The 19,633-nt window shown below is 66.7% G+C and carries 17 protein-coding genes; 7 read left to right on the plus strand and 10 right to left on the minus strand.

Translation table 11 applies throughout. The features are described 5' to 3' along the window. Positions 1–147: 147 nt before the first annotated feature. The gene (locus SF06_RS16505; RefSeq protein ID WP_027590114.1) at positions 148–753 is read right to left on the minus strand and encodes a glutathione S-transferase family protein; all 606 of its coding nucleotides are present in this window, start codon (positions 751–753) and stop codon (positions 148–150) included. Positions 754–774: 21 nt separating this feature from the next. Continuing rightward, positions 775–1,938 (minus strand): aminotransferase-like domain-containing protein, encoded by a 1,164-nt coding sequence (locus SF06_RS16510; protein ID WP_039562721.1) that lies wholly within the window; start codon positions 1,936–1,938, stop codon positions 775–777. 82 nt (positions 1,939–2,020) lie between these two features. Between SF06_RS16510 and SF06_RS16515 the strand changes: the two genes are divergently transcribed. Together SF06_RS16515 and SF06_RS16520 are read left to right on the plus strand one after the other, a co-directional pair. Then, positions 2,021–2,461: a MarR family winged helix-turn-helix transcriptional regulator gene (locus SF06_RS16515; protein WP_027590116.1), complete on the plus strand. Its 441-nt coding sequence runs from the start codon at positions 2,021–2,023 to the stop codon at positions 2,459–2,461. A gap of 24 nt (positions 2,462–2,485) precedes the next feature. Next, positions 2,486–3,679, plus strand: a complete 1,194-nt coding sequence (locus SF06_RS16520; RefSeq protein ID WP_027590117.1) for a benzoate/H(+) symporter BenE family transporter — start codon at positions 2,486–2,488, stop codon at positions 3,677–3,679. Here the strand turns inward: SF06_RS16520 and SF06_RS16525 are convergent. Further along, complete coding sequence (locus SF06_RS16525) at positions 3,657–4,238, minus strand: GNAT family N-acetyltransferase (protein WP_027590118.1); 582 nt, start codon at positions 4,236–4,238, stop codon at positions 3,657–3,659. The genes SF06_RS16520 and SF06_RS16525 overlap by 23 nt on opposite strands. A 295-nt stretch (positions 4,239–4,533) precedes the next feature. On the opposite strand from SF06_RS16525, the gene SF06_RS16530 reads away from it, so the two are divergent. The 3 genes from SF06_RS16530 to SF06_RS16540 all read left to right on the plus strand — a co-directional run bounded on the left by SF06_RS16530 (position 4,534) and on the right by SF06_RS16540 (position 10,651). Next, positions 4,534–8,004, plus strand: a complete 3,471-nt coding sequence (locus tag SF06_RS16530) for a hybrid sensor histidine kinase/response regulator (protein ID WP_039562722.1) — start codon at positions 4,534–4,536, stop codon at positions 8,002–8,004. Between the two features lie 366 nt (positions 8,005–8,370). Beyond that, entirely contained in the window at positions 8,371–9,618 is a 1,248-nt protein-coding gene (locus SF06_RS16535; protein ID WP_027590120.1) for an MgtC/SapB family protein, read from the plus strand. A 97-nt stretch (positions 9,619–9,715) separates the two neighbouring features. After that, the gene (locus SF06_RS16540) at positions 9,716–10,651 is read left to right on the plus strand and encodes an alpha/beta fold hydrolase (RefSeq protein ID WP_051587390.1); all 936 of its coding nucleotides are present in this window, start codon (positions 9,716–9,718) and stop codon (positions 10,649–10,651) included. Here the strand turns inward: SF06_RS16540 and SF06_RS16545 are convergent. From SF06_RS16545 to earP, 5 genes are all read right to left on the minus strand, one after another. Next, complete coding sequence (locus SF06_RS16545) at positions 10,639–12,093, minus strand: DNA recombination protein RmuC (protein ID WP_039562724.1); 1,455 nt, start codon at positions 12,091–12,093, stop codon at positions 10,639–10,641. The genes SF06_RS16540 and SF06_RS16545 overlap by 13 nt on opposite strands. A gap of 63 nt (positions 12,094–12,156) precedes the next feature. After that, the gene (locus SF06_RS16550; RefSeq protein WP_039605864.1) at positions 12,157–12,468 is read right to left on the minus strand and encodes an SEL1-like repeat protein; all 312 of its coding nucleotides are present in this window, start codon (positions 12,466–12,468) and stop codon (positions 12,157–12,159) included. Between the two features lie 417 nt (positions 12,469–12,885). Beyond that, a complete protein-coding gene (locus SF06_RS16555) occupies positions 12,886–13,128 on the minus strand; it encodes a hypothetical protein (RefSeq protein ID WP_027590124.1) in 243 nt (80 codons plus the stop codon). A gap of 227 nt (positions 13,129–13,355) precedes the next feature. Next, the gene (gene efp, locus SF06_RS16560; RefSeq protein ID WP_027590125.1) at positions 13,356–13,922 is read right to left on the minus strand and encodes an elongation factor P; all 567 of its coding nucleotides are present in this window, start codon (positions 13,920–13,922) and stop codon (positions 13,356–13,358) included. Between the two features lie 101 nt (positions 13,923–14,023). Beyond that, positions 14,024–15,157 carry an elongation factor P maturation arginine rhamnosyltransferase EarP gene (gene earP / locus SF06_RS16565; RefSeq protein ID WP_039562725.1) on the minus strand — a complete coding sequence of 378 codons (1,134 nt, stop codon included), beginning with the start codon at positions 15,155–15,157 and terminating at the stop codon, positions 14,024–14,026. Positions 15,158–15,335: 178 nt separating this feature from the next. On the opposite strand from earP, the gene SF06_RS16570 reads away from it, so the two are divergent. Then, positions 15,336–15,608 carry an HU family DNA-binding protein gene (locus SF06_RS16570; protein ID WP_027590127.1) on the plus strand — a complete coding sequence of 91 codons (273 nt, stop codon included), beginning with the start codon at positions 15,336–15,338 and terminating at the stop codon, positions 15,606–15,608. A 115-nt stretch (positions 15,609–15,723) separates the two neighbouring features. Beyond that, positions 15,724–17,274, plus strand: coding sequence for a GGDEF domain-containing protein (locus SF06_RS16575; protein ID WP_027590128.1), 1,551 nt, complete (start codon positions 15,724–15,726; stop codon positions 17,272–17,274). Here SF06_RS16575 and SF06_RS16580 read toward each other — a convergent pair. Together SF06_RS16580 and SF06_RS16585 are read right to left on the minus strand one after the other, a co-directional pair. Continuing rightward, complete coding sequence (locus tag SF06_RS16580) at positions 17,271–17,501, minus strand: hypothetical protein (protein WP_027590129.1); 231 nt, start codon at positions 17,499–17,501, stop codon at positions 17,271–17,273. The genes SF06_RS16575 and SF06_RS16580 overlap by 4 nt on opposite strands. A gap of 252 nt (positions 17,502–17,753) precedes the next feature. Then, entirely contained in the window at positions 17,754–19,427 is a 1,674-nt protein-coding gene (locus SF06_RS16585; RefSeq protein ID WP_027590130.1) for a DEAD/DEAH box helicase, read from the minus strand. Positions 19,428–19,633: the final 206 nt, after the last annotated feature.

A 19,633-nucleotide genomic window follows, 5' to 3' on the forward strand; every position in this document is an offset into this window, starting at 1 on the left:
GTCGGTAACACCCCGGCGCGGGGTGTGCCTGGCCCGCAAGCTGGCCAGGATCGCCTTTGCCCTGATGAAGAAGCGGGAGGATTACATCCCTCGAACTGCCTAAAAGCGCTTGCAGGGCAACATAGAATCTCCCACGAAGGGCACGCCTTATTCCGCCGTGATGGGAATGTAGCCCGGCAGGGCTGCCACCCGCTGCAGCCAGGCCCGGATGGCCGGGTAGTTGCTCAGGTCGAAACCCGATTCCTCGGCCAGCGAGGTGAAGGGATACAACGCCACGTCGGCGATGGAGCAGGCGTCACCGACCAGGAACGGGGTGCGCTTGAGCTGCTGCTCCATCACGTCGAGGGCGTGGTAGCCGTCGTAGCACTTGGCCTCGTACTCCTCGCGACAAGCGTCGGGGTTGCCCTCGAACACCTTGATATAGCGGGCCCGCGACAGGTACGGCTCGTGGCTGTACTGCTCGAAGAACTGCCACTGCAGCACTTGGGTGCGCAGGCGCGGATCACTGGGCAGGAAGGTGCTGCCATCGGCCAGGTAGTTGAGGATGGCGTTGGATTCCCACAGGTTGGTGCCATCTTCCAGCTGCAGCACGGGAATCTTGCCGTTGGGGTTGATGGCCCGGAAGGCCTCGGAGCGGGTCTCGCCGCTGGTCAGATCGACCGGCACCCATTCGTAGGGCCGGTCAAGCAGGTGCAGCATCAGCTTGACCTTGTAGCAGTTGCCCGAGCGGTGATCCCCGTAAACCCTGAACATCTCGCAATACTCCTCACACGGCTATGCGTTGGCGGCCTGGGCTTCCCGAACCACGCCGGCCAGCCGGCGCAGGCCCTCACCCAGGCGCTCCGGCGCCACATGGCTGAAGTTCAGTCGCATGTAACCGGGATTGCTGTCCGGGTCGATGAAGAAGGCCTCGCCCGGCATGAAGGCCACATCCACGGCCAGCGCCTTGTGCATCAGCGCACGGGTGTCGATCGGGTTCTTCAGCTTCAGCCAGAAGAACAGACCGCCCTGCGGCATGTTCCAGTCGGCCAGTTCGCCGAAGTGCTCTTCCAGCGCCTTCTGCATGGCATCGCGGCGCACCCGGTAGAAGCTGCGCAGCTCGGCCAGATGGCGCTGGAATTTCTCGGTGCCCAGCCACTGCGCGGCCTGCCACTGGCCGATGCGGTTGGTGTGCAGGTCGGCAGCCTGCTTGAGACGCAGCAAGTGCGGGAACAGCTCCTTGCTGCAGATCAGATAGCCCACGCGCAGCCCCGGCAGCAGCGTCTTGGATACGGTTCCAGTGTAGATCCAGCCGGTTGTCTTCAGGCGGCTGGTGATCGGTGCAGCCTTGTAGTCATCGAACACCAGTTCGCGGTAGGGCTCGTCCTCCACCAGGGTGACGCCGAACTCGTCCAGCAGGGCCGCCACAGCGTCGCGCTTGGCTTCGCTGTAGCGTACCGCCGAGGGGTTCTGGAAGGTGGGGATCAGGTAGGCGAACGCCGGCTTGTGGTTTTCCAGGCGCTGGCGCAGGGCCGCGATGTTCGGGCCGTCGGCTTCCTGGGGCACTTCCAGGCACTGGGCGCCGAACAGCTGGAAGGACTGCAGCGCGGCCAGGTAGGTGGGCGATTCAACGAGGATCTCGGTGCCCGGGTCGACATACAGCTTGGTGACCAGGTCCAGCGCCTGCTGCGAGCCACAGGTGACCAGCACCTGCGACGCCTCGCAGTCCAGGCCCAGCGAGCGGGCCTCGGCGGCGATCAGCTCGCGCAGCTCCGGTTCGCCCTCGCTCATGCCGTACTGGGACACCGAGGCCGGCATGGCGCTCCAGTCCACAGTCGGCAGCATGGGCTCGGCCGGCAGGCCACCGGCGAAGGACATCACTTCCGGACGCTGTGCGGCGGCGAGGATTTCGCGGATGAGGGAGCTCTTGAGACGAGAAATGCGTTCGGAAAAAGCCATTGATGTCACCGGGGCGATAGGCAGAGAATTGGGTCAAACCTGTTGACCTGAAAATTACGCCTCGGCTCGCGAAAACGTCAATATGACTGACCTAAAAAAAAGCACCGGCCAGCGACAGATCATGGAAGCCTTCTTCGGCGCCTACCGGGCCTTCACCGCCAAGCCGGACGAAATGCTGGCGCGGCGGGGCCTGTCGCGGGTGCATCACCGCATCCTGTTCTTCATTTCCCACCAGCCGGGGTTGAGCGTCAGCGAGCTGCTGATCCGCCTGGGCGTGACCAAGCAGGCGCTGAACATCCCGCTGCGCCAGCTGGTCGAGATGCAGCTGGTGGAGAGCGCCCCGGCCGCCGACGACAAGCGCAAGCGCTTGCTGGCGCTGACCCCGGAAGGCGCCAAGCTGGAGCAGAAGCTGCGCCAGGAACAGATCCGCACCCTGCAGGCGGTCTTCGGCGAGGTCGGCGAAGAGGCGGTTGCCGGCTGGCTGCGCGTCAATCAGGCTCTGGCCGAGAAACTGCCGGGCTAATCCCTTTCCACGACGAGGTTCGCCATGGACGCGCCTTCCCTGCGCTCCGCGCACTTCCTGCGCGACAGCTCCCCTTCCGCCGTGGTGGCCGGCTTCATCGCCATGCTCACCGGCTACACCAGCTCGCTGGTATTGATGTTCCAGGCCGGACAGAACGCCGGGCTGAGCGCCGGGCAGATCTCCTCGTGGATCTGGGCGCTGTCGATCGGCATGGCGCTGTGCTGCATCGGCCTGTCACTGCGCTACCGGGCGCCGGTGATGATCGCCTGGTCGACGCCCGGGGCCGCGTTGCTGATCAGCAGCCTGCCGGGCGTGCCGTACGGCGAGGCGATTGGCGCCTACATCCTGGCGTCCGCGCTGATCGTGCTGATCGGCCTGACCGGCAGCTTCGACCGCCTGATGCGCCGTATCCCCGCCTCCCTCGCCGCCGCCCTGCTGGCCGGCGTGCTGTTCAGGATCGGACTGGAAATCTGCGTGGCGGCCGAGCAGCAGCCCGCGTTGGTGCTGGCCATGCTGCTGGCCTACCTGTTCGGCAAGCGCTGGCTGCCCCGCTACGCCGTCCTGGCGGCGCTGCTGGTGGGCAGCGGCCTGGCCGGCGCGCTGGGGTTGCTGGATTTTTCCGGTTTCGAGCTGCGCCTGGCGGTGCCGGAATGGACCCCGCCGCAGTTTTCCCTGGGCGCAGCCATCAGCATCGGCATTCCGCTGTTCATCGTCGCCATGGCCTCGCAGAACCTGCCGGGCATGGCGGTGCTGCGTGCCAACGGCTATGACGTGCCCGCCTCGCCGCTGCTGACGGTCAGCGGGCTGGCCTCGGTGCTGCTCGCCCCGTTCGGCTCCCACGGCATTCATCTGGCGGCCATCAGTGCGGCGATCTGCGCCGGGCCGGAAGCCCACGAGAACCCCGCCCGCCGCTACACCGCCGCCGTGTGGTGCGGGATCTTTTACGGCATCGCCGGGGTCTTCGGCGCCACGCTGGCGGCGCTATTCGCCGCGCTGCCGGCGGCGCTGATCCTGTCCATCGCCGCCCTGGCGCTGTTCGCCTCGATCATCGGCGGGCTGACCCAGGCAATGAGCGAGCCCAGCGAGCGCGAGGCGGCGCTGGTGACCTTCCTGGTCACCGCCTCGGGCATGACGCTGTTCTCCGTGGGTTCGGCATTCTGGGGCATCGTCGCCGGGCTGCTGACCCTGGCGATCCTCAAGGGCGGGCGGCGGCGCTGAGCTCCGTTTCCAGGGTGCGGCGAATCTCCGGCCAGTCGCGGTCGGTGATGCTGTAGAGGATGCTGTCGTCGAGCCGGCCATCCGCCAGCCGGCGATGGTTGCGCAGCTGGCCCTCGCGCCGGGCGCCGAGCTTCTCGATGGCGCGCTGGGCGCGCAGGTTGCTGGCGGCGGTCTTGAGCTGCACGCGGACCATTTCCCATTGCTCGAAGGCCTGGCGCAGCATCAGGAACTTGATGGCCGCGTTCAGGCCACTGCCGTGCCGGTCCTCGGCCAGCCAGGTGCCGCCGATTTCCACCGCCGGCAGTCCGGGCATGAAGTCGAAGAAACGGGTAGTGCCAACCAGGGCGTGATCCTGCCGCACGGCATAGATCACCGCCTGTCCTTCACGCTGCTCGGCCAGCCCCTGGCGATACCAGTCGGGGCGTAGCGGGCCGTTCATGTAGATCAGCGACTGCCGATTGGCTTCGGCCAGGCTCAGCAATTCCACAAGGTCCGCTTCAGCGAGGGGTTCCAGGCACAGGGCTCCGCGTCGCAGGGTGACCGGCTGGGGTTTGAACATCTGCACGACTCTCCGATGTGAGGCCTTGACGATAGCCAAGCGGTAAATCCGCCGTGCCCACCGAGGCGTACGACCACAAGAAACACAGCGATTATGCAAAGCCCGTCACATTTCCGCCGTGCCGTCCGTCCCCCTGCGACCTTGGTCGCAACGATCGGTGCCCTTCGCGGTCTTTCTGCGAGAATTCCCCTCCGTATCCTTTCTTCTTTCGGCGCAGGCAGGCTTGTAAGGTGTGGTCGCCTGGTGGGCGCCGCCGCCAGACGATCGAAGTCCCGCCTCGCTTTTCGGAGTCTGCATGTCGTTGTCCCCCGGGCTGATTGCCTTCATCGCCTTCGCGTACCTGGCCCTGCTGTTCGCCATCGCCTTCTACGGTGATCGCCGCAAGACGCCGCTGTCGCCGCGCATGCGCGGCTGGGTGTACAGCCTGTCGCTGGCCGTCTACTGCACCAGCTGGACGTTCTTCGGCGCGGTGGGCCAGTCCACCGAGCAGCTGTGGGCCTTCCTGCCCATCTACCTGGGGCCGATCCTGCTGCTGTTCGCGCCCTGGGTGGTGCAGAAGATGGTGATGATCTCCAAGCAGGAGAACATCACCTCCATCGCCGATTTCATCGCCGCCCGCTACGGCAAGTCGCAGACCCTGGCCATCGCCATCGCGCTGATCTGCCTGGTCGGTGTGCTGCCCTATCTGGCCCTGCAGCTGAAGGCCATCGTGCTGGGCTTCGACCTGCTGATCGGCGCCGACCCGGCCGAATACGACCTGCGCACCCAGGACACCGCACTGCTCGTCTCGCTGGTGCTGGCGCTGTTCGCCATCCTGTTCGGCACCCGCAGCCTGGACGTCACCGAGCACCACCGGGGCATGATGCTGGCCATCGCCTTCGAATCGCTGGTCAAGCTGCTGGCCTTCCTGGCGGTGGGGGTGTTCGTCACCTTCGGCCTGTTCGACGGTTTCACCGACCTGTTCGAGCAGGCCAAGGCGTCGCCGGAGCTCGAAGCGTTCTGGCAGGAAGAAGTGAATTGGCCGGCGATGCTGGTGCAGACCTACCTGGCGATGGTGGCGGTGGTCTGCCTGCCCCGCCAGTTCCACGTCACGGTGGTGGAGAACAACGCGCCCCAGGACCTGACCCTGGCCCGCCGGGTGTTCCCGCTGTACCTGATTCTCGCCGCCCTGTTCGTGCTGCCCATCGGCCTGGCCGGGCAACTGCTGTTGCCGTCCGACATGCAGCCGGACTCCTTCGTGATCAGCCTGCCGCTGGCGCAGAACAACCCGACCCTGGCCGTACTGGCGTTCATCGGTGGTGCCTCGGCCGCCACCGGCATGGTGATCGTCGCCAGCGTGGCGCTGTCCACCATGATCTCCAACGACATGCTGTTGCCCTGGCTGCTGCGCCGCAAGGAAGAGGAGCGTCCGTTCGAGGCCTTCCGCAGCTGGATGCTCACCGCCCGCCGGGTGAGCATCGTGGTCATCCTGCTGCTGGCCTATGTCAGCTATCGCCTGCTGGGCGCCAATACCAGCCTGGCCACCATCGGCATGGTGTCCTTCGCCGCCATCGGGCAACTGGCCCCCGCCATGCTCGGCGCCCTGCTGTGGAAGCAGGCGAACCGCCGCGGCGTGTTCGCCGGGCTGATTGCCGGCTCGATCATCTGGTTCTACACCCTGGTGCTGCCGCTGGTGGCCGGCGGCCTCGGCTGGTCGCTGGAGCTGTTCCCCGGCCTGGAGACACTGCTGCACTTCCCGCTGTGGATCGACGTGGACCCACTGACCCGTGGCCTGGTGCTCTCGCTGATCGGCAACTTCCTGCTGTTCGCCCTGGTGTCGCTGTTCTCCCGCACCCGGGTGCTGGAGTACTGGCAGGCCAGCCGATTCATCGGCCAGGAACTGCACCGGCCGAGCAGCCGCGCGCTGCTGGCGGTGCAGGTCAGCGACCTGCTGGCCCTGGCCGCCCGCTTCGTCGGTGTGGAGCGCGCCGAGCAGAGCTTCATGCGCTTCGCCATGCGCCAGGGCAAGGCGTTCAATCCGTCCGATGCCGCCGACGAGGCCTGGACGGCGCACACCGAGCGCCTGCTGGCCGGCGTGCTGGGCGCCTCCTCCACCCGCGCGGTGGTCAAGGCGGCCATCGAGGGCCGCGACATGCAGGTCGAGGATGTGGTGCGCATCGTCGACGAAGCCTCGGAGGTGCTGCAGTTCAACCGCGCGCTGCTGCAGGGCGCCATCGAGAACATCACCCAGGGCATCAGTGTGGTCGATCAGTCGCTGCGCCTGGTGGCCTGGAACCGCCGTTACATCGAGCTGTTCGGTTATCCCGAGCACCTGATCCATGTCGGCCGGCCGATCGCCGATGTGATCCGCTACAACGCCGAGCGTGGCCTGTGCGGCCTGGGCGACCCGGAAACCCACGTGATCAAGCGCCTCTACTGGATGCGCCAGGGCACGCCGCACACCTCCGAGCGGCTGTTCCCCAACGGCCGGGTGATCGAGCTGATCGGCAACCCGATGCCCGGCGGTGGCTTCGTCATGAGCTTCACCGACATCACCGAATTCCGTAAGGCCGAGGCGGCGCTCAAGGAAGCCAACGAGGGCCTGGAACAGCGCGTGGCCGAGCGCACCCGCGAGCTGTCCGAGCTGAATGAGGCGCTGATTGCCGCCAAGCGCAACGCGGAGACCGCCAACCAGTCCAAGTCGCGCTTCCTGGCCGCGGTCAGCCATGACCTGATGCAGCCGCTCAACGCCGCGCGACTGTTCTCCGCGTCGCTGGCCCACTCCGGACAGAGCCTGCCGGCCGAAGCCCGCGAACTGGTGCAGCACCTGGACAGCTCGCTGCGCTCGGTGGAGGACCTGATCAGCGACCTGCTGGACATTTCGCGCCTTGAAAGCGGGCGCATCACCCCGGATCGCCAGACCTTTCCGATCAGCAGCCTGTTCGACACCCTGGGCGTGGAGTTCCGCGCGCTGGCCCAGGAACAGGGCGTGGACCTGCGCATGCGCAGCAGCCGCCTGCGCATCGACAGCGATCCCAAGCTGCTGCGCCGCGTGCTGCAGAACTTCCTCACCAACGCCTTTCGCTACGCCAAGGGCGAGGTGCTGCTCGGCGTGCGTCGCCAGGGCGATCAGGTGCGCCTGGAGGTGTGGGACCGCGGCCCGGGCATCCCCGAGGACAAGCGCCAGGAGATCTTCGAGGAGTTCAAGCGCCTGGACAGCCACCAGACCCGCGCCGAGAAGGGTCTGGGCCTTGGCCTGGCCATTGCCGACGGTCTGTGCAAGGTGCTCGATCACCGTATCGAGGTGCGCTCGTGGATCGGCCGCGGCAGCGTGTTCAGCGTCACCGTGCCGCTGGCGCGCAAGACCGAGCCCGCACCCCGCGTCGGCGCCTTCCAGCCGGACACCGGCAATCTGAGCGGTGCGCAGGTGCTGTGCGTGGACAACGAGGAAAGCATCCTGCTCGGCATGCGCAGCCTGTTGTCGCGCTGGGGCTGCCAGGTGTGGACGGCCCGCAACCGCCAGGAGTGCGAGCAGTTGCTCAAGGACGGCAGCAAGCCCCTGCTGGTGCTGGTCGACTACCACCTGGACGGCGGTGTCACCGGCATCCAGTTGATGAGCTGGCTGCGCAGCCGCCTCGGCGAGCCGATCCCCGGCGTGGTGATCAGCGCCGACAGTCGCCCGGAACTGGTGGCCCAGGTGCATGGTTCCGGCCTCGACTACCTGACCAAGCCGGTCAAGCCCGCCGCGCTGCGCGCGCTGATCAGCCGGCACCTGCGCCTGCGCTGACCACGCCGGCACGGCGAGTCTGCGGTGCTTTGGTGGATCGATGGAGCGCGATCCACCCTACGTCTGCGGCAGTTCCGTAGGATGGACAACGTTTTCCTTGCCCACCACCGCGCCGGCACGGCGCGTCTGCGGCGCGTTGGTGGATCGATGCAGCGCGATCCACCCTACGCCTGCGGCAGTTCCGTAGGGTGGACAACGTTTCCTTGCCCACCACCGCGCCGGCACGGCGCGCAGGGCGAGTCGATGAGCCGCGAGCGTATTCACCCAGCCGCTTGGCAGCCGGCACCACGCCGGTCAGAATGCCGCTAAACCCGCATTCCAGAGCGGCTGCCGACGCACCGCCGATCACCGGATACGCTTTCTGCCATGAACATGCCCCCGTTACTGCTGGATCTCGTCACCGCCCTGGCCATCGGCTTGCTGATCGGCATCGAGCGCGGCTGGCGCAGCCGCGGCGTGTCCGACGGCCAACTGGCGGCCGGCATCCGCACCTACGGGCTGGTCGGCCTGCTGGGCGGGCTCGCCGCGCTGCTCAGCCAGCCATTCGGCGTCGGCGCCTGGATCGCCGTGCTGGCGGTGTTCGGCGCCCTGGTGCTGGTCAGTTACTTCGGCGACCTGCGCCGGGGCGACCTGGGCATGACCAGTGAGATCGCCCTGCTGCTGACCTTCCTGCTCGGCAGCCTGGCGCTCAGCGACCAGCGGATGCTGGCGGCCGGCTGCGCGGTGATCGTGGCGTTGCTGCTGAGCCTCAAGGACCAGCTGCATGCCGCGTTGCAGAAGCTCTCCGCGCTGGAGCTGAGCGGCGCGCTGAAACTGCTGTTCATTTCCCTGGTGCTGCTGCCGACCCTGCCCAACCAGGGCTACGGTCCCTGGGAGGTGTTCAACCCCTACAGCATCTGGTGGATGGTGGTGCTGATCGCCGGCATCGGCTTCGCCGCCTATGTGGCGGTGCGGTTGGTCGGCACCCGCCACGGCCTGCTGATCACCGCGCTGCTCGGCAGTCTGGTGTCCTCCACGGCGATGACCATCAGCCTGTCGCGACTGCGTGACAAGACCAGCCTGCACAACCTGCTGGCCACCGGCCTGCTGGCAACCTCGGCGCTGATGTTCCCCCGCGTGCTGCTGGAGGTGGGGGTGATCAACCGCACCCTGCTGCCCAGCCTGATGGCCCCGCTGCTGGTCGCCTGTGCCTTCTATCTGCTAGGGGCGCTCTGGTGGTTCTTCCGTCCCCACGAGCCGGCCGCCGCGGAAAGCGAGGCGCCGTTGAGCAACCCCTTCGAGCTGGCCCCGGCGCTGCGTTTCGCCCTGCTGCTGGCGCTGATTCTGTTCCTGGTGGAGGCCGGACGACGCCTGATGGGCGACGTGGGCGTCTACCTGGTGGCCCTGGTGTCAGGCCTGGCCGATGTGGACGCCATTACCCTGTCGCTGGCCCGCAACGCCCAGGGCGAACTGGGCAATCAGATCGCCGTTCAGGGCATTTTCCTCGCCGCGCTGAGCAACAGCCTGGTGAAGGCCGGGCTGATCGTCGCCATTGGCGGCCGCGCCTTGGCCGTGCGCACCCTGCCCTTCATCTTCGCCGGCCTGCTGGCCGGTGCGGTGGTGCTGCTGGTATAGGGCGCCCCTGGCCGGAACTGCCTGCTTCCCACCCTCCGATCGGTGGGCACCTGGCGGCCGGACGTCGAGACTGTGCGGAAACCGGCAGGAGATCCGCATGTCAGACGGCAACATTCCGTGTGCACCCACACTACGCCAGCCAATCCGCCACCGGGTGGTGACGGGTGATGGCGTGCATCTGGCGACCTACCGCTGGGGGCGTGCCGACGGCCCTGTCCTGCTGCTGGTGCACGGTTATCCGGACAACCACGCCATCTGGCTGCCGCTGGTCGATGCACTGGCCGACGACTTCCAGATCATTGCCTACGACGTGCGGGGCTTCGGCGCTTCGCAGAAGCCGAGGCGCTTGCGGGCGTACCGCCTGGAGCGGCTGGCCAAGGATCTGGAGGCGGTGATTCGCGCCACCAGTCCGGAGCGCCCGGTGCACCTGGTGGGTCACGACTGGGGCTCGATCCAGTGCTGGGAAGCGGTCACCGAACCGCGTCTCCAACCCCTGCTGGCGTCCTATACGAGCGTGTCCGGCCCATGCCTCGACCACGTCGGCCACTGGATGCGCGAACGCCTGGCCGAGAAGCGCGCCGGTGCCTGGCGGCAGGTGGGCGGACAATGGCTCAGCTCCTGGTACATCGGCTTCTTCCATCTGCCGCTGCTGCCAGAGCTGTGCTGGCGGCTGGGCCTGGATCGGGCCTGGCCCTGGCTGCTGCAGCGTCTGGAAGGGCTGCGCGACGTGCCGCCCAATCCCAGCCAGCGTGCCGATGGCCTGCACGGGGTGGCGTTGTACCGGGCCAACTTCATGCCACGCCTGTGCAGGCCCCGTGCACGCCACACCCCAGTGGCCGTGCAACTGATCGTGCCGTTGCGCGATCGCTTCGTCCGCCCGCAGCTGTTCGAAGGCCTGCAACGCTGGGTGCCCCGGCTGATGAGGCGCGACACTCCGGCAGGACACTGGCAGTTGCTGGCCCAGCCTGGGGAGCTGGCCGACCGCCTGCGCGACTTCGTTGCCGACGTGGAGAAGGCCGGTCAGTCGTCCTGATCTTCCAGCGCCGGCAGCCCGGCGGCGCGTTCCAGCAGTTCGTTGGGCAGGCTCTTGCTGGCCCGCGCACCGAGCAGCTTGAGGTTTTCCACCCGGCCGATCAGGTTGCCGCGCCCGTCCACCAGCTTGTTGCGTGCACTGGCGTAGGCCTTGTCGAGCTGCTGCAGGCGCGTGCCGATTTCATCCAGGTCCTGCACGAAGGCGACGAACTTGTCGTACAGCGCGCCGGCGCGCTCGGCGATCTCGCGGGCGTTCTGGCTCTGCCGCTCCTGGCGCCAGAGGCTGTCGATCACCCGCAGGGTGGCGAGCAGCGTGGTCGGGCTGACAATCACGATGTGCTGCTCGAAGGCCTCCTGGAACAGCCCCGGATCGGCCTGCAGCGCGGCGGCGAAGGCCGCCTCGATAGGCACGAACAGCAGCACGAAATCCAGGCTGTGCAGGCCCTCAAGCCGCTGGTAGTCCTTGAGCGCGAGACCCTTCAGATGCCCACGCAGCGATTGCACGTGGCGCTTGAGTGCCAGCTCGCGCACGTTGTCGTTCTCGGCGGCGAGCATGGCCTGGTAGGCCGTCAGGCTGACCTTGGCGTCGACCACTACCTGCTTGTCGCCCGGCAGCTGGATCAGCACGTCGGGCTGGAAGCGCTGGCCGTCCGGGCTCTGCAGGCTGACCTGGGTGTGGTACTCGCGGCCCTTGGCCAAGCCGGCGTGCTCGAGCACGCGTTCCAGCACCAGTTCGCCCCAGCTGCCCTGGTTCTTCTGGCCCTCGAGGGCGCGGGTCAGGTTGTTGGCCTCTTCGCCCAGGCGCTGGTTGAGCTGCTGCAGGCGCTGCAGTTCCTTGGCCAGCGAGAACCGTTCGCGGGCTTCCTGCTGGTAGCTGTCCTCGACCCGCTTCTCGAACGCCTGGATGCGCTCCTTGAGGGGCTCGAGCAGCTGGCCGAGGCGCTGCTGGCTGTTCTCCGCGAAGCGCTGCTCGCGCTCGGCGAAGATGCTGCCGGCCAGTTCGGCGAACTGCGCTTTCAGGGTGTCGCGGGCGGCCTGCAGGTCGAGGAGACGCTGCTGGTGGGCCTGCTGCTGCTCGCGCAGCTCGGCCTCGAGTCCCGCCCGTTCGCCCACCAGCTGGCGCAGCGTAACCTCCTGGCGCTCGCGCTCCGCTTTCCAGGCGTGCTGCTCCTGCACCAGCAGTTCCCGCTCGCGGCGCTGGGCGGCCAGTTCGGCCTGCTGCGCGGCATTGTGCTGCTGCAGTTCGCCAAGCTCGTCGCGGCATTCGCGCAGCTGGCCGTTGAGCAGGTCCTGGGCCAGCTGCGCGGTGGTGGCGCGCTCCTCCAGGAGCATCGCCTGGCTGCGCGCTTCACCGAGGCGACGCTGAAGGTGCCAGGCCAGGCCGAGCAGCGGCACACCGGCAAGCAGCAGGCCGACCAGCAGGGACAGAGGATGCAAGGGCATGGGAACTCCCGGGGTTGAGCAACGAGGCGGCCAGTATATCGGCCATCCGGGAGAGGGACGGAATCAGGACAGGAAGGAAGCCGCTTCGCCGGTCAGGGCCTGCTGGGCGCGTGGGTCGCCCGCTCGCGCGGCCTGGCGGAGGAACTCCTGGCCGATGCGCCGGTCCCGATGGCTGCCGCAATGCTGACACAGCAGCAGGCCCAGACGGCTCTGGGCTTCCACCACGCCCCGGCGCGCCGGCTGCTTGAGCAACTGGCCAGCCAGTCGTTGCGCCATCGCGGCCCGTCGCAGGCGCGGATTATCCAACAGCCAGCCAGCCACTCGCAGGGACAGGAGTGCGCGCGGTGCGGATGTAGAAACGGACAGGAACTTCATTGCGTGATCGGGGGGGTACCTTGAACGAGGCGCGCACTCTACTCCTTTTTCCCGGTGGGTAAAGACTTGTAAAAATGCGTTGGGCTTGTTCCAGACAGCCGCAGACAAGCCATCCACAGTTTCTGTGGATAACATTGTGGGGAAGTTTGCGAACAACGCGCGCAAACGGCCGTGGATAAAGGCCCGAAGAAGGATTGGCTATTTTTTAGCCAAAAATAAAATCCTTATTTTTCAATAAGTTACGCTTCAATGGCTGATAAACCTGGCGATTACCTGGGTGTGACCGGGTTCCGCAGCTGTTTCGACGGAAGCCCGGGCGCAATGTGAACAAGTTCTCGCAGAAGAGGCAGGAGCCGGGCCAGCTGAAGCGCATTTCGTCGGCATGACCGCCGGTTATCCGCGCTGCCCTGGCCTGCACTAGACCACTCTCAGACGTGGCGGGCAGCGCCGCACCGGCATGCCCAGGCCGAGCCCCATGGCCTCCACATGTTCGCGTGGCAGACGCCGGGCACCGGACAGAACGATCCGTACCGCCGCCTCATCCAGCACAGCCTCCGCCAGCGCCAGGTCCATGCCGCCGGCGACTCGCCGCCTGGCCTTCAGCCAATCGAGCAGGGCATTGATGGCCTGCCGCTCGGCTTCTTCGGGTAAGCACCGCATACCTCCCTCCTTGATTGCTCCGTGTGACGTGCCAGAAGCGTAGACAGCCCCTGCGACGGCGCGTCGCGTGCATGTGCGGGAACAGAGAGTGGCATCACAAAAGCACCCTGTCGGTTGACGTCCACCCGACGGAAGGCAGGATGGCGCATGGCCAGAAAGTGATCCGGCGCAAATGAAAAGCCCCCGTCACCGGCCGGTGACGGGGGCTTTCTGCCACACCAGGGGAATCAGGCCTTGACGCGCGACTTGTATTCGCCGGTACGGGTATCGATTTCGATGGAGTCGCCGATTTCGCAGAAGGCGGAAACCTGCAGCTCGGCACCGTTGTTCAGGCGAGCGGTCTTCATCACCTTGCCGGAGGTGTCACCGCGCACGGCCGGCTCGGTGTAGGCGATCTGGCGGACGATGGTGGTCGGCAGTTCGACGGAGATGACCTTCTCACCGTAGAACACGGCTTCGCAGACGTCGGTCATGCCGTCTTCGATGAAGGCCATGACGCCTTCCAGGTCGTCCTTCTCGATCTCGTACTGGTTGAAGTCGCTGTCCATGAACACGTACAGCGGATCGGCGAAGTAGGAGTAGGTCACTTCCTTGCGCTCAAGGATGATCGGCTCCAGCTTGTCATCGGCCTTGAACACGGTTTCGGTGCCAGCGCCGGTGAGCAGGTTCTTCAGCTTCATCTTGACGACCGCAGAGTTACGGCCGGACTTGTTGAACTCGGCCTTCTGGATGACCCAGGGCTGGCCGTTGATGTTGGCTACCTGACCGGCGCGGAATTCTTGTGCGGTTTTCATACGGATATCCGTTGGGATGAGTGACAAAAAAGAGGCCGCGTATGATAGCCAATTTCCCGCCCGCGAGTAACCTGCCGCCGCTCGCTTTGCGCAACCGTTCCTCAGCCCTGCCTCGCGGCGAAGGCCACCAGCTGACTGGCGAGATCGTCCTGCTCGGCCAGGGCCCCGCACCAGCGTTCGGCGTGCGCCCGTAGCGCGGGCAACTGCGCCAGCAGGGCGGACCAGGCCGGGCCGGGGGCCTCGGCACGGTTCCAGGCCCGCCAGACGCCCCGAAGGTCATCGGCCAGTCCTGGCTCCAGGCCGACGCAAAAGCGGTCCAGGAAGGCTTCCAACTTGTGCATATGCGCCTCATCGTCCTGTGGGTAGATGTGCCAGATCAGCGGCTGACCGGCCCACTGCGCACGGACAAAGGAGTCCTCGCCGCGCACCCCGTTGAGGTCGCAGCACCAGAGCAGTGTGTCGTAGGCCGCCTGGGAGACGAATGGCAGGACCTGCACGGTCAAGCGGCCCCGGGTGACGCAGTCGCCCGCACGCAGCGCGTCGACCCCCAGCCAGGCCTTGAGGTCGGGCAGCACCCTGCCCTCCGGTACCAGCAGACGCGTGGGCGGCTGCTGGTCGACCAACGGCTGCAACCAGTCGCCCAGCGCCGGTTGCTCGTAGCTGAACAGCGAGACCAGCCGCTGGTTCGCCGCGACGTCGATGCCCAGGCCCTGCAGGAAGGCGCGCCGCGCCAACGGGTCGGCCTGGAAGGCGCGCCGCCGCACCAGCAGCTCGCGTTCGCGCAATAGCCCGCCGGTGTCGGCATCGAAGCCCGGAAAGAAGAAGTACTTGGACAGGCCGTTGGGTTGCAGCGATGGCAGCCGGTGACAACCCGCCACCCAGCCTTCGGCACTCAGGTATTCCAGATTCAGCCACAGCGGCGGCACCGCGCGACGCGCCATGGCCACCTCGAAATCCGCCGGCAGCCGGCAGGCAAAGGCCTCGACCACCACATCGGCGGGCTCGACCGATTCCCACTGCGCCTCCCAGTGGCGGATCTCCACCCCGGCCTGGGTCTGCCGCGAGGCCCGTACATCGGCTTGCGGACAAAGGCGCGCGAAGGCATCCAGGTCATCGACCCACAGGCGTACCTGCTGGTGGTGCTCGGCCACCAGCTGGCGCGCCAGGCGCCAGGTCACCCCGATATCGCCGAAGTTGTCGACTACCGCACAAAAAACGTCCCAGCTGCGCGCCATATGTCTCCCGCCCGTGCCACGCCGACCCCGGCCGGCATTACCATCAGGCGCGCAGGATACCGCAGCGAGGCCGCCTTCCGCCCGCCAGAACAAAGCGAACCGGTCCGAGTCGAACAGGTCGCATCCTTGTCGATCCGAGCTTGCGTATACTGGCCACCCTTCTCACTGGAGTCCCCTCATGAACAAAGCCGAACTGATCGAGGCCATCGCGGCCTCCGCCGATCTGCCGAAATCCACCGCCGCCCGTGCTCTGGATGCCCTGACCGAAACCATCACCAGCGCCCTGCGCGACGGTGACAGCGTTTCGCTGGTCGGCTTCGGCACCTTCGCCGTGAAGGAGCGCGCGGCCCGCGAAGGTCGCAATCCGCAGACCGGCGCCACCCTGCAGATCGCCGCCGCGCGCCTGCCGGGCTTCAAGCCGGGCAAGGGCCTGCGCGACGCCGTGAACTGATCTTCCGCCGCCCCGAGTCCACCCGGGGCGGCACCCGCTTCTCCTGCCCGTGCGCCGGGCCCGACAAGGCGCGGCGTGCCAGACTGCCGGAAGACCCTGGCCCTTGAACGCCGCCATGCCAACGCTCGATCTGCGCCGTCTGATTCTCCTGCTGAGCATCTGCGCCACGCTTCTGGTGCAAGGCTTCCTGCTGTATTCCGGTTATCAGCTGCAACGCCGCCTGCTGATCGAGCAAACCCTGGAAACCAATCGCATCTACGCCGTGAAACTGGCGGAGCTGGCCGAAGACTTCCTCTACTCCTCGCAGCAACGCCTGACCTACAGCGCCAACCTGCTGCGCTCCCGACTGGACGACCCGGCGTTCATCGACGCTGAGCTGGAACGCCTGCGCGTGCAGCTCGATACCTTCAACTCGGTCTACCTGGTGAATGCCGACGGGCGCCTGCGGGCCTTCTCCCCTCATGACCCACAGCGCATCGCGGATCGCATCAGCGCCGGCTCGGAAGAAATCCTGTTGCGTCGTGAGCCGCTGGTCTCGCGACCGTTCATTACCGCCCGGGGACGCCTGGTGGTGGCGCTTGCCCAGCCGCTGTTCGACGACCAGGGGACCTTCCTCGGCTACCTGGGCGGCTCCATCTACCTGCGCGAACCCAGCGTGCTCAACAAGCTGCTGGGCGAGCATTACCATCGCGACGGCTCCTACCTTTACGCGTTCTCCCCGGACCGGCATGTCCTCTACCACGACGACCCGCATTGGATCGGCCAGCAGCTGGACGAAAGCGAAATCACCCAGGCGGTGCGAGAAGGTCGCAGCGGCAGCCTGCGACTGCTCAGCGAGAAGGGCGAGGAGGTCCTGGCCGGCTACGCCACCGTGCAGGGGGCGGGCTGGGGCGTGGTGACCCAGCGCCCCTTGCAGGTCACCCTGGCAGAACTGAAAAGCCTGGCCTGGGAAGTGGCGGGCTTCGTCACGCCGGTGCTGCTGGTCACCATGCTGGTGATCTGGTGGCTGTCCTGGATCATTTCCCGCCCCCTGCGCCAGCTGGCCAGGAGCGTGCAACAGCCGGACGGGCTGCTGGCGGCCCAGGAAGTTCGCAAGGTGAGGTCGTGGTACTACGAGGCGGCGCAACTCAAGCGTTCGATCCTTGCCGGCCTGGAGCTGCTCAACCGCAAGATCGGCAAGCTGAACCTGGATTCGATCACCGACCCGCTGACCGGGCTGGTCAACCGGCGCGGCGCCCAACTGTCCCTCGAGGAATGGGAGAACGATGCCCGCCCCTTCGCCGTGGTACTGATGGACATCGACCACTTCAAGCAGGTCAACGACCAGTTCGGCCACGACGCGGGCGACCGCACGCTGCAGTTCCTGGCCAGCCAGATGCGCAAGGTGGCGCGGGCCAGCGACGTGCTGTGCCGCAGCGGTGGCGAGGAATTCATGATGCTGCTGCCGGACACTGAGCTGGAGGATGCCGCCCGGGTCGCCGAGCGGCTGCGCCGCCTGATGGAGGAAAGCGTCACGACCGCCGGACGCCCGGTGACGCTCTCCTTCGGGGTGGCGCACTACCCGCAGACCAACAGCTTCCCCGAGAAGGTGCTCAAGGCTGCGGACGAGGCGCTGTACCGCGCCAAGGAGCAGGGACGCAACCGCGTGGAGCTGGCGCCCGGTTAGCGGCGCAGCAGGCCGTCCGCCAGGGCGATCACTTCGCGGATCTGTTCTTCGGTGCGCGCGTGCATGACGGCGCGAATGTGCTCGTCGAGCAGACCTTCCAGGATATGGCTGTTGTAGACCCGCAGCGCGAACAGCGCGCTGGCGCGCAGGGTGGGCTCGGCCTTGTGGGATCGGGACGGGCGCTTCTGCGCCGGGGTGTCGTGCGACTGCCTTTCTGCACTGCTCATTTATCAACCGCTCTTGGTGCTGCCACGGCCATCAGGCCATGGCACTCGAAATAGACGTGCCTGGAACAAGCCCCGTCCAGGCGGCGTGTGCGGGCACTCATCCGTCTGTCGAAAAAACTCGTGAACAGGATCACAGGCCGCGAGTCTACCGTCCGTCCAGAACAGTCACAATAAATTCATGGTCTTTAGTCATTTCCTCCGCCCCAAAAAGAAACCCCGCCTAGGCGGGGTTTCGGGTGAAGCGACGGAGGATCAATCCTCGCGGTAGCGGCGCAGCTTGAGGGCCTTGCCGGCGACGCGGGTGTCCTTGAGCTTGCCGAGCAGACGGTCGAGGCCCTCTTCCGGCAGCTCGATCAGGCTGAAGGTTTCGCGGATCTGGATGCGGCCGATGGCTTCGCGGGCCAGGCCGCCTTCGTTGAGGATCGCGCCCAGCAGGTTCTTCGCGGCGATACCGTCGCGGGTACCCAGGGCGGCGCGGCAACGGGCACGGCCTTCGGCGATCGGCGCCGGAGCGCGACGCTCGCCACGCTCGCGGTATTCGCTGCGGGCGCTGCTATCACGCTCGCGACGCTCGCGGGTCGGGCCCGGCACCAGCGGCTGCTCGCGCTCCAGATCGGCCAGGCTCAGCGACTGGCCGTTGGTGGCCTTGCGCAGCAGGGCGGCGGCCAGGGCATGCGGGGTGCAGTCCAGATCGGTCAGCAGGCGATCAAACAGTGCGCCATGGGTGCCTTCGGCCTCGGCCAGCAGCGGACGCAGGGTCTCAGTGAGCTTGCGAATGCGCGCATCCAGCACCTGTTGCGGGCCCGGCAGGTGCGCCTCGGCAACCTTCTGGCCGGTGACGCGCTCGATGACCTGCAGCATGCGGCGCTCGCGCGGGGTAACCAGCAGCAGCGCGCGACCCTCGCGACCGGCGCGGCCGGTACGGCCGATGCGGTGCACGTAGGATTCCGGATCGTAGGGCATGTCCACGTTGAGCACGTGGGTGATGCGCGGCACGTCGATACCGCGGGCAGCCACGTCGGTGGCGATCACGATGTCCAGGGTGCCGTTCTTCAGCGACTCGATGACCTTTTCGCGCTGTGCCTGGGCGATGTCGCCGTTCAGCGCAGCGGCCTTGTAACCCTTTGCTTCCAGCGCGGCGGCCAGGTCCAGGGTGGCCTGCTTGGTGCGCACGAAGCCGATCAGCGCATCGAAGTCTTCCACTTCCAGCAGACGGCACACCGCGGCGACCTTCTGGTCAGCGTGCACCATCACGTGGGCCTGCTCGATGCGGGCCACAGTCTGGGTCTTGGCGGCGATCTTGATGTGCTGCGGCTCGCGCAGGTGCTTCTCGGCGATGGCGCGGATCGAATGCGGCAGGGTCGCGGAGAACAGCACGCTCTGGCGGCTGGCCGGCATGGCCTGGAAGATCACTTCCAGGTCGTCCATGAAGCCGAGCTTGAGCATCTCGTCGGCCTCGTCCAGCACCAGGAAGCCGATGGTCGACAGCAGCTGGTCGTTGCGGCTCAGGTGATCGACGAGACGACCGGGCGTGGCGACGATGATCTGTGCACCCTGGCGCAGCGCCTTGAGCTGCGGACCCATGGGCGCGCCACCGTAGACGGCGACCACGCCGACACCCGGCATCTGCTTGGAGTAGGTTTCGCAGGCGGTAGCCACCTGCAGGGCCAGTTCGCGGGTCGGCGCCAGGATCAGCGCCTGGGGCTCGCGGCGGGCCGGGTCAATCCTGGACAGCATCGGCAGGCAGAAGGCAGCGGTCTTGCCGGTACCGGTCTGCGCCTGGCCGATCATGTCGTGGCCTTCCAGGATGACCGGGATGGCCTGGGCCTGAATGGGGGACGGTTCTTCGTAGCCGGCCGCGACGATGGCGGAGAGAACGGCGGGATGAATACCGAGCGCGGCGAAGCCGCCGGTTTCCTGAGTCATGGGGTTGCCTCTTTGCATTCGCAAACACCCATGAGCAAGACTGCGCATGCCGTGATCGACCTTGTGGGTCACCCTGGCAGCCTGGCGGCGAGGAGTTGCGATGTGAATGAATGAAACGACGAAGGTAGGCCGCGTAGCGGACCTGCAGCGAAGCGATGCTTCGTGGAACCTGATCGGAGCCGCAATTGCGACCGGCGCGCACTATA

The sequence above is a fragment of the Pseudomonas flexibilis genome, assembly GCF_000802425.1.
In the GTDB taxonomy this organism is placed as follows: domain Bacteria; phylum Pseudomonadota; class Gammaproteobacteria; order Pseudomonadales; family Pseudomonadaceae; genus Serpens; species Serpens flexibilis.

Coding starts and splice junctions, on each gene's coding strand:
- SF06_RS16505 (WP_027590114.1), bottom strand. CDS start 753: ATGTTCAGGGTTTACGGGGATCACCGCTCGGGCAACTGCTACAAGGTC.
- SF06_RS16510 (WP_039562721.1), bottom strand. CDS start 1,938: ATGGCTTTTTCCGAACGCATTTCTCGTCTCAAGAGCTCCCTCATCCGC.
- SF06_RS16515 (WP_027590116.1), top strand. CDS start 2,021: ATGACTGACCTAAAAAAAAGCACCGGCCAGCGACAGATCATGGAAGCC.
- SF06_RS16520 (WP_027590117.1), top strand. CDS start 2,486: ATGGACGCGCCTTCCCTGCGCTCCGCGCACTTCCTGCGCGACAGCTCC.
- SF06_RS16525 (WP_027590118.1), bottom strand. CDS start 4,238: ATGTTCAAACCCCAGCCGGTCACCCTGCGACGCGGAGCCCTGTGCCTG.
- SF06_RS16530 (WP_039562722.1), top strand. CDS start 4,534: ATGTCGTTGTCCCCCGGGCTGATTGCCTTCATCGCCTTCGCGTACCTG.
- SF06_RS16535 (WP_027590120.1), top strand. CDS start 8,371: ATGAACATGCCCCCGTTACTGCTGGATCTCGTCACCGCCCTGGCCATC.
- SF06_RS16540 (WP_051587390.1), top strand. CDS start 9,716: ATGTCAGACGGCAACATTCCGTGTGCACCCACACTACGCCAGCCAATC.
- SF06_RS16545 (WP_039562724.1), bottom strand. CDS start 12,093: ATGCCCTTGCATCCTCTGTCCCTGCTGGTCGGCCTGCTGCTTGCCGGT.
- SF06_RS16550 (WP_039605864.1), bottom strand. CDS start 12,468: ATGAAGTTCCTGTCCGTTTCTACATCCGCACCGCGCGCACTCCTGTCC.
- SF06_RS16555 (WP_027590124.1), bottom strand. CDS start 13,128: ATGCGGTGCTTACCCGAAGAAGCCGAGCGGCAGGCCATCAATGCCCTG.
- efp (WP_027590125.1), bottom strand. CDS start 13,922: ATGAAAACCGCACAAGAATTCCGCGCCGGTCAGGTAGCCAACATCAAC.
- earP (WP_039562725.1), bottom strand. CDS start 15,157: ATGGCGCGCAGCTGGGACGTTTTTTGTGCGGTAGTCGACAACTTCGGC.
- SF06_RS16570 (WP_027590127.1), top strand. CDS start 15,336: ATGAACAAAGCCGAACTGATCGAGGCCATCGCGGCCTCCGCCGATCTG.
- SF06_RS16575 (WP_027590128.1), top strand. CDS start 15,724: ATGCCAACGCTCGATCTGCGCCGTCTGATTCTCCTGCTGAGCATCTGC.
- SF06_RS16580 (WP_027590129.1), bottom strand. CDS start 17,501: ATGAGCAGTGCAGAAAGGCAGTCGCACGACACCCCGGCGCAGAAGCGC.
- SF06_RS16585 (WP_027590130.1), bottom strand. CDS start 19,427: ATGACTCAGGAAACCGGCGGCTTCGCCGCGCTCGGTATTCATCCCGCC.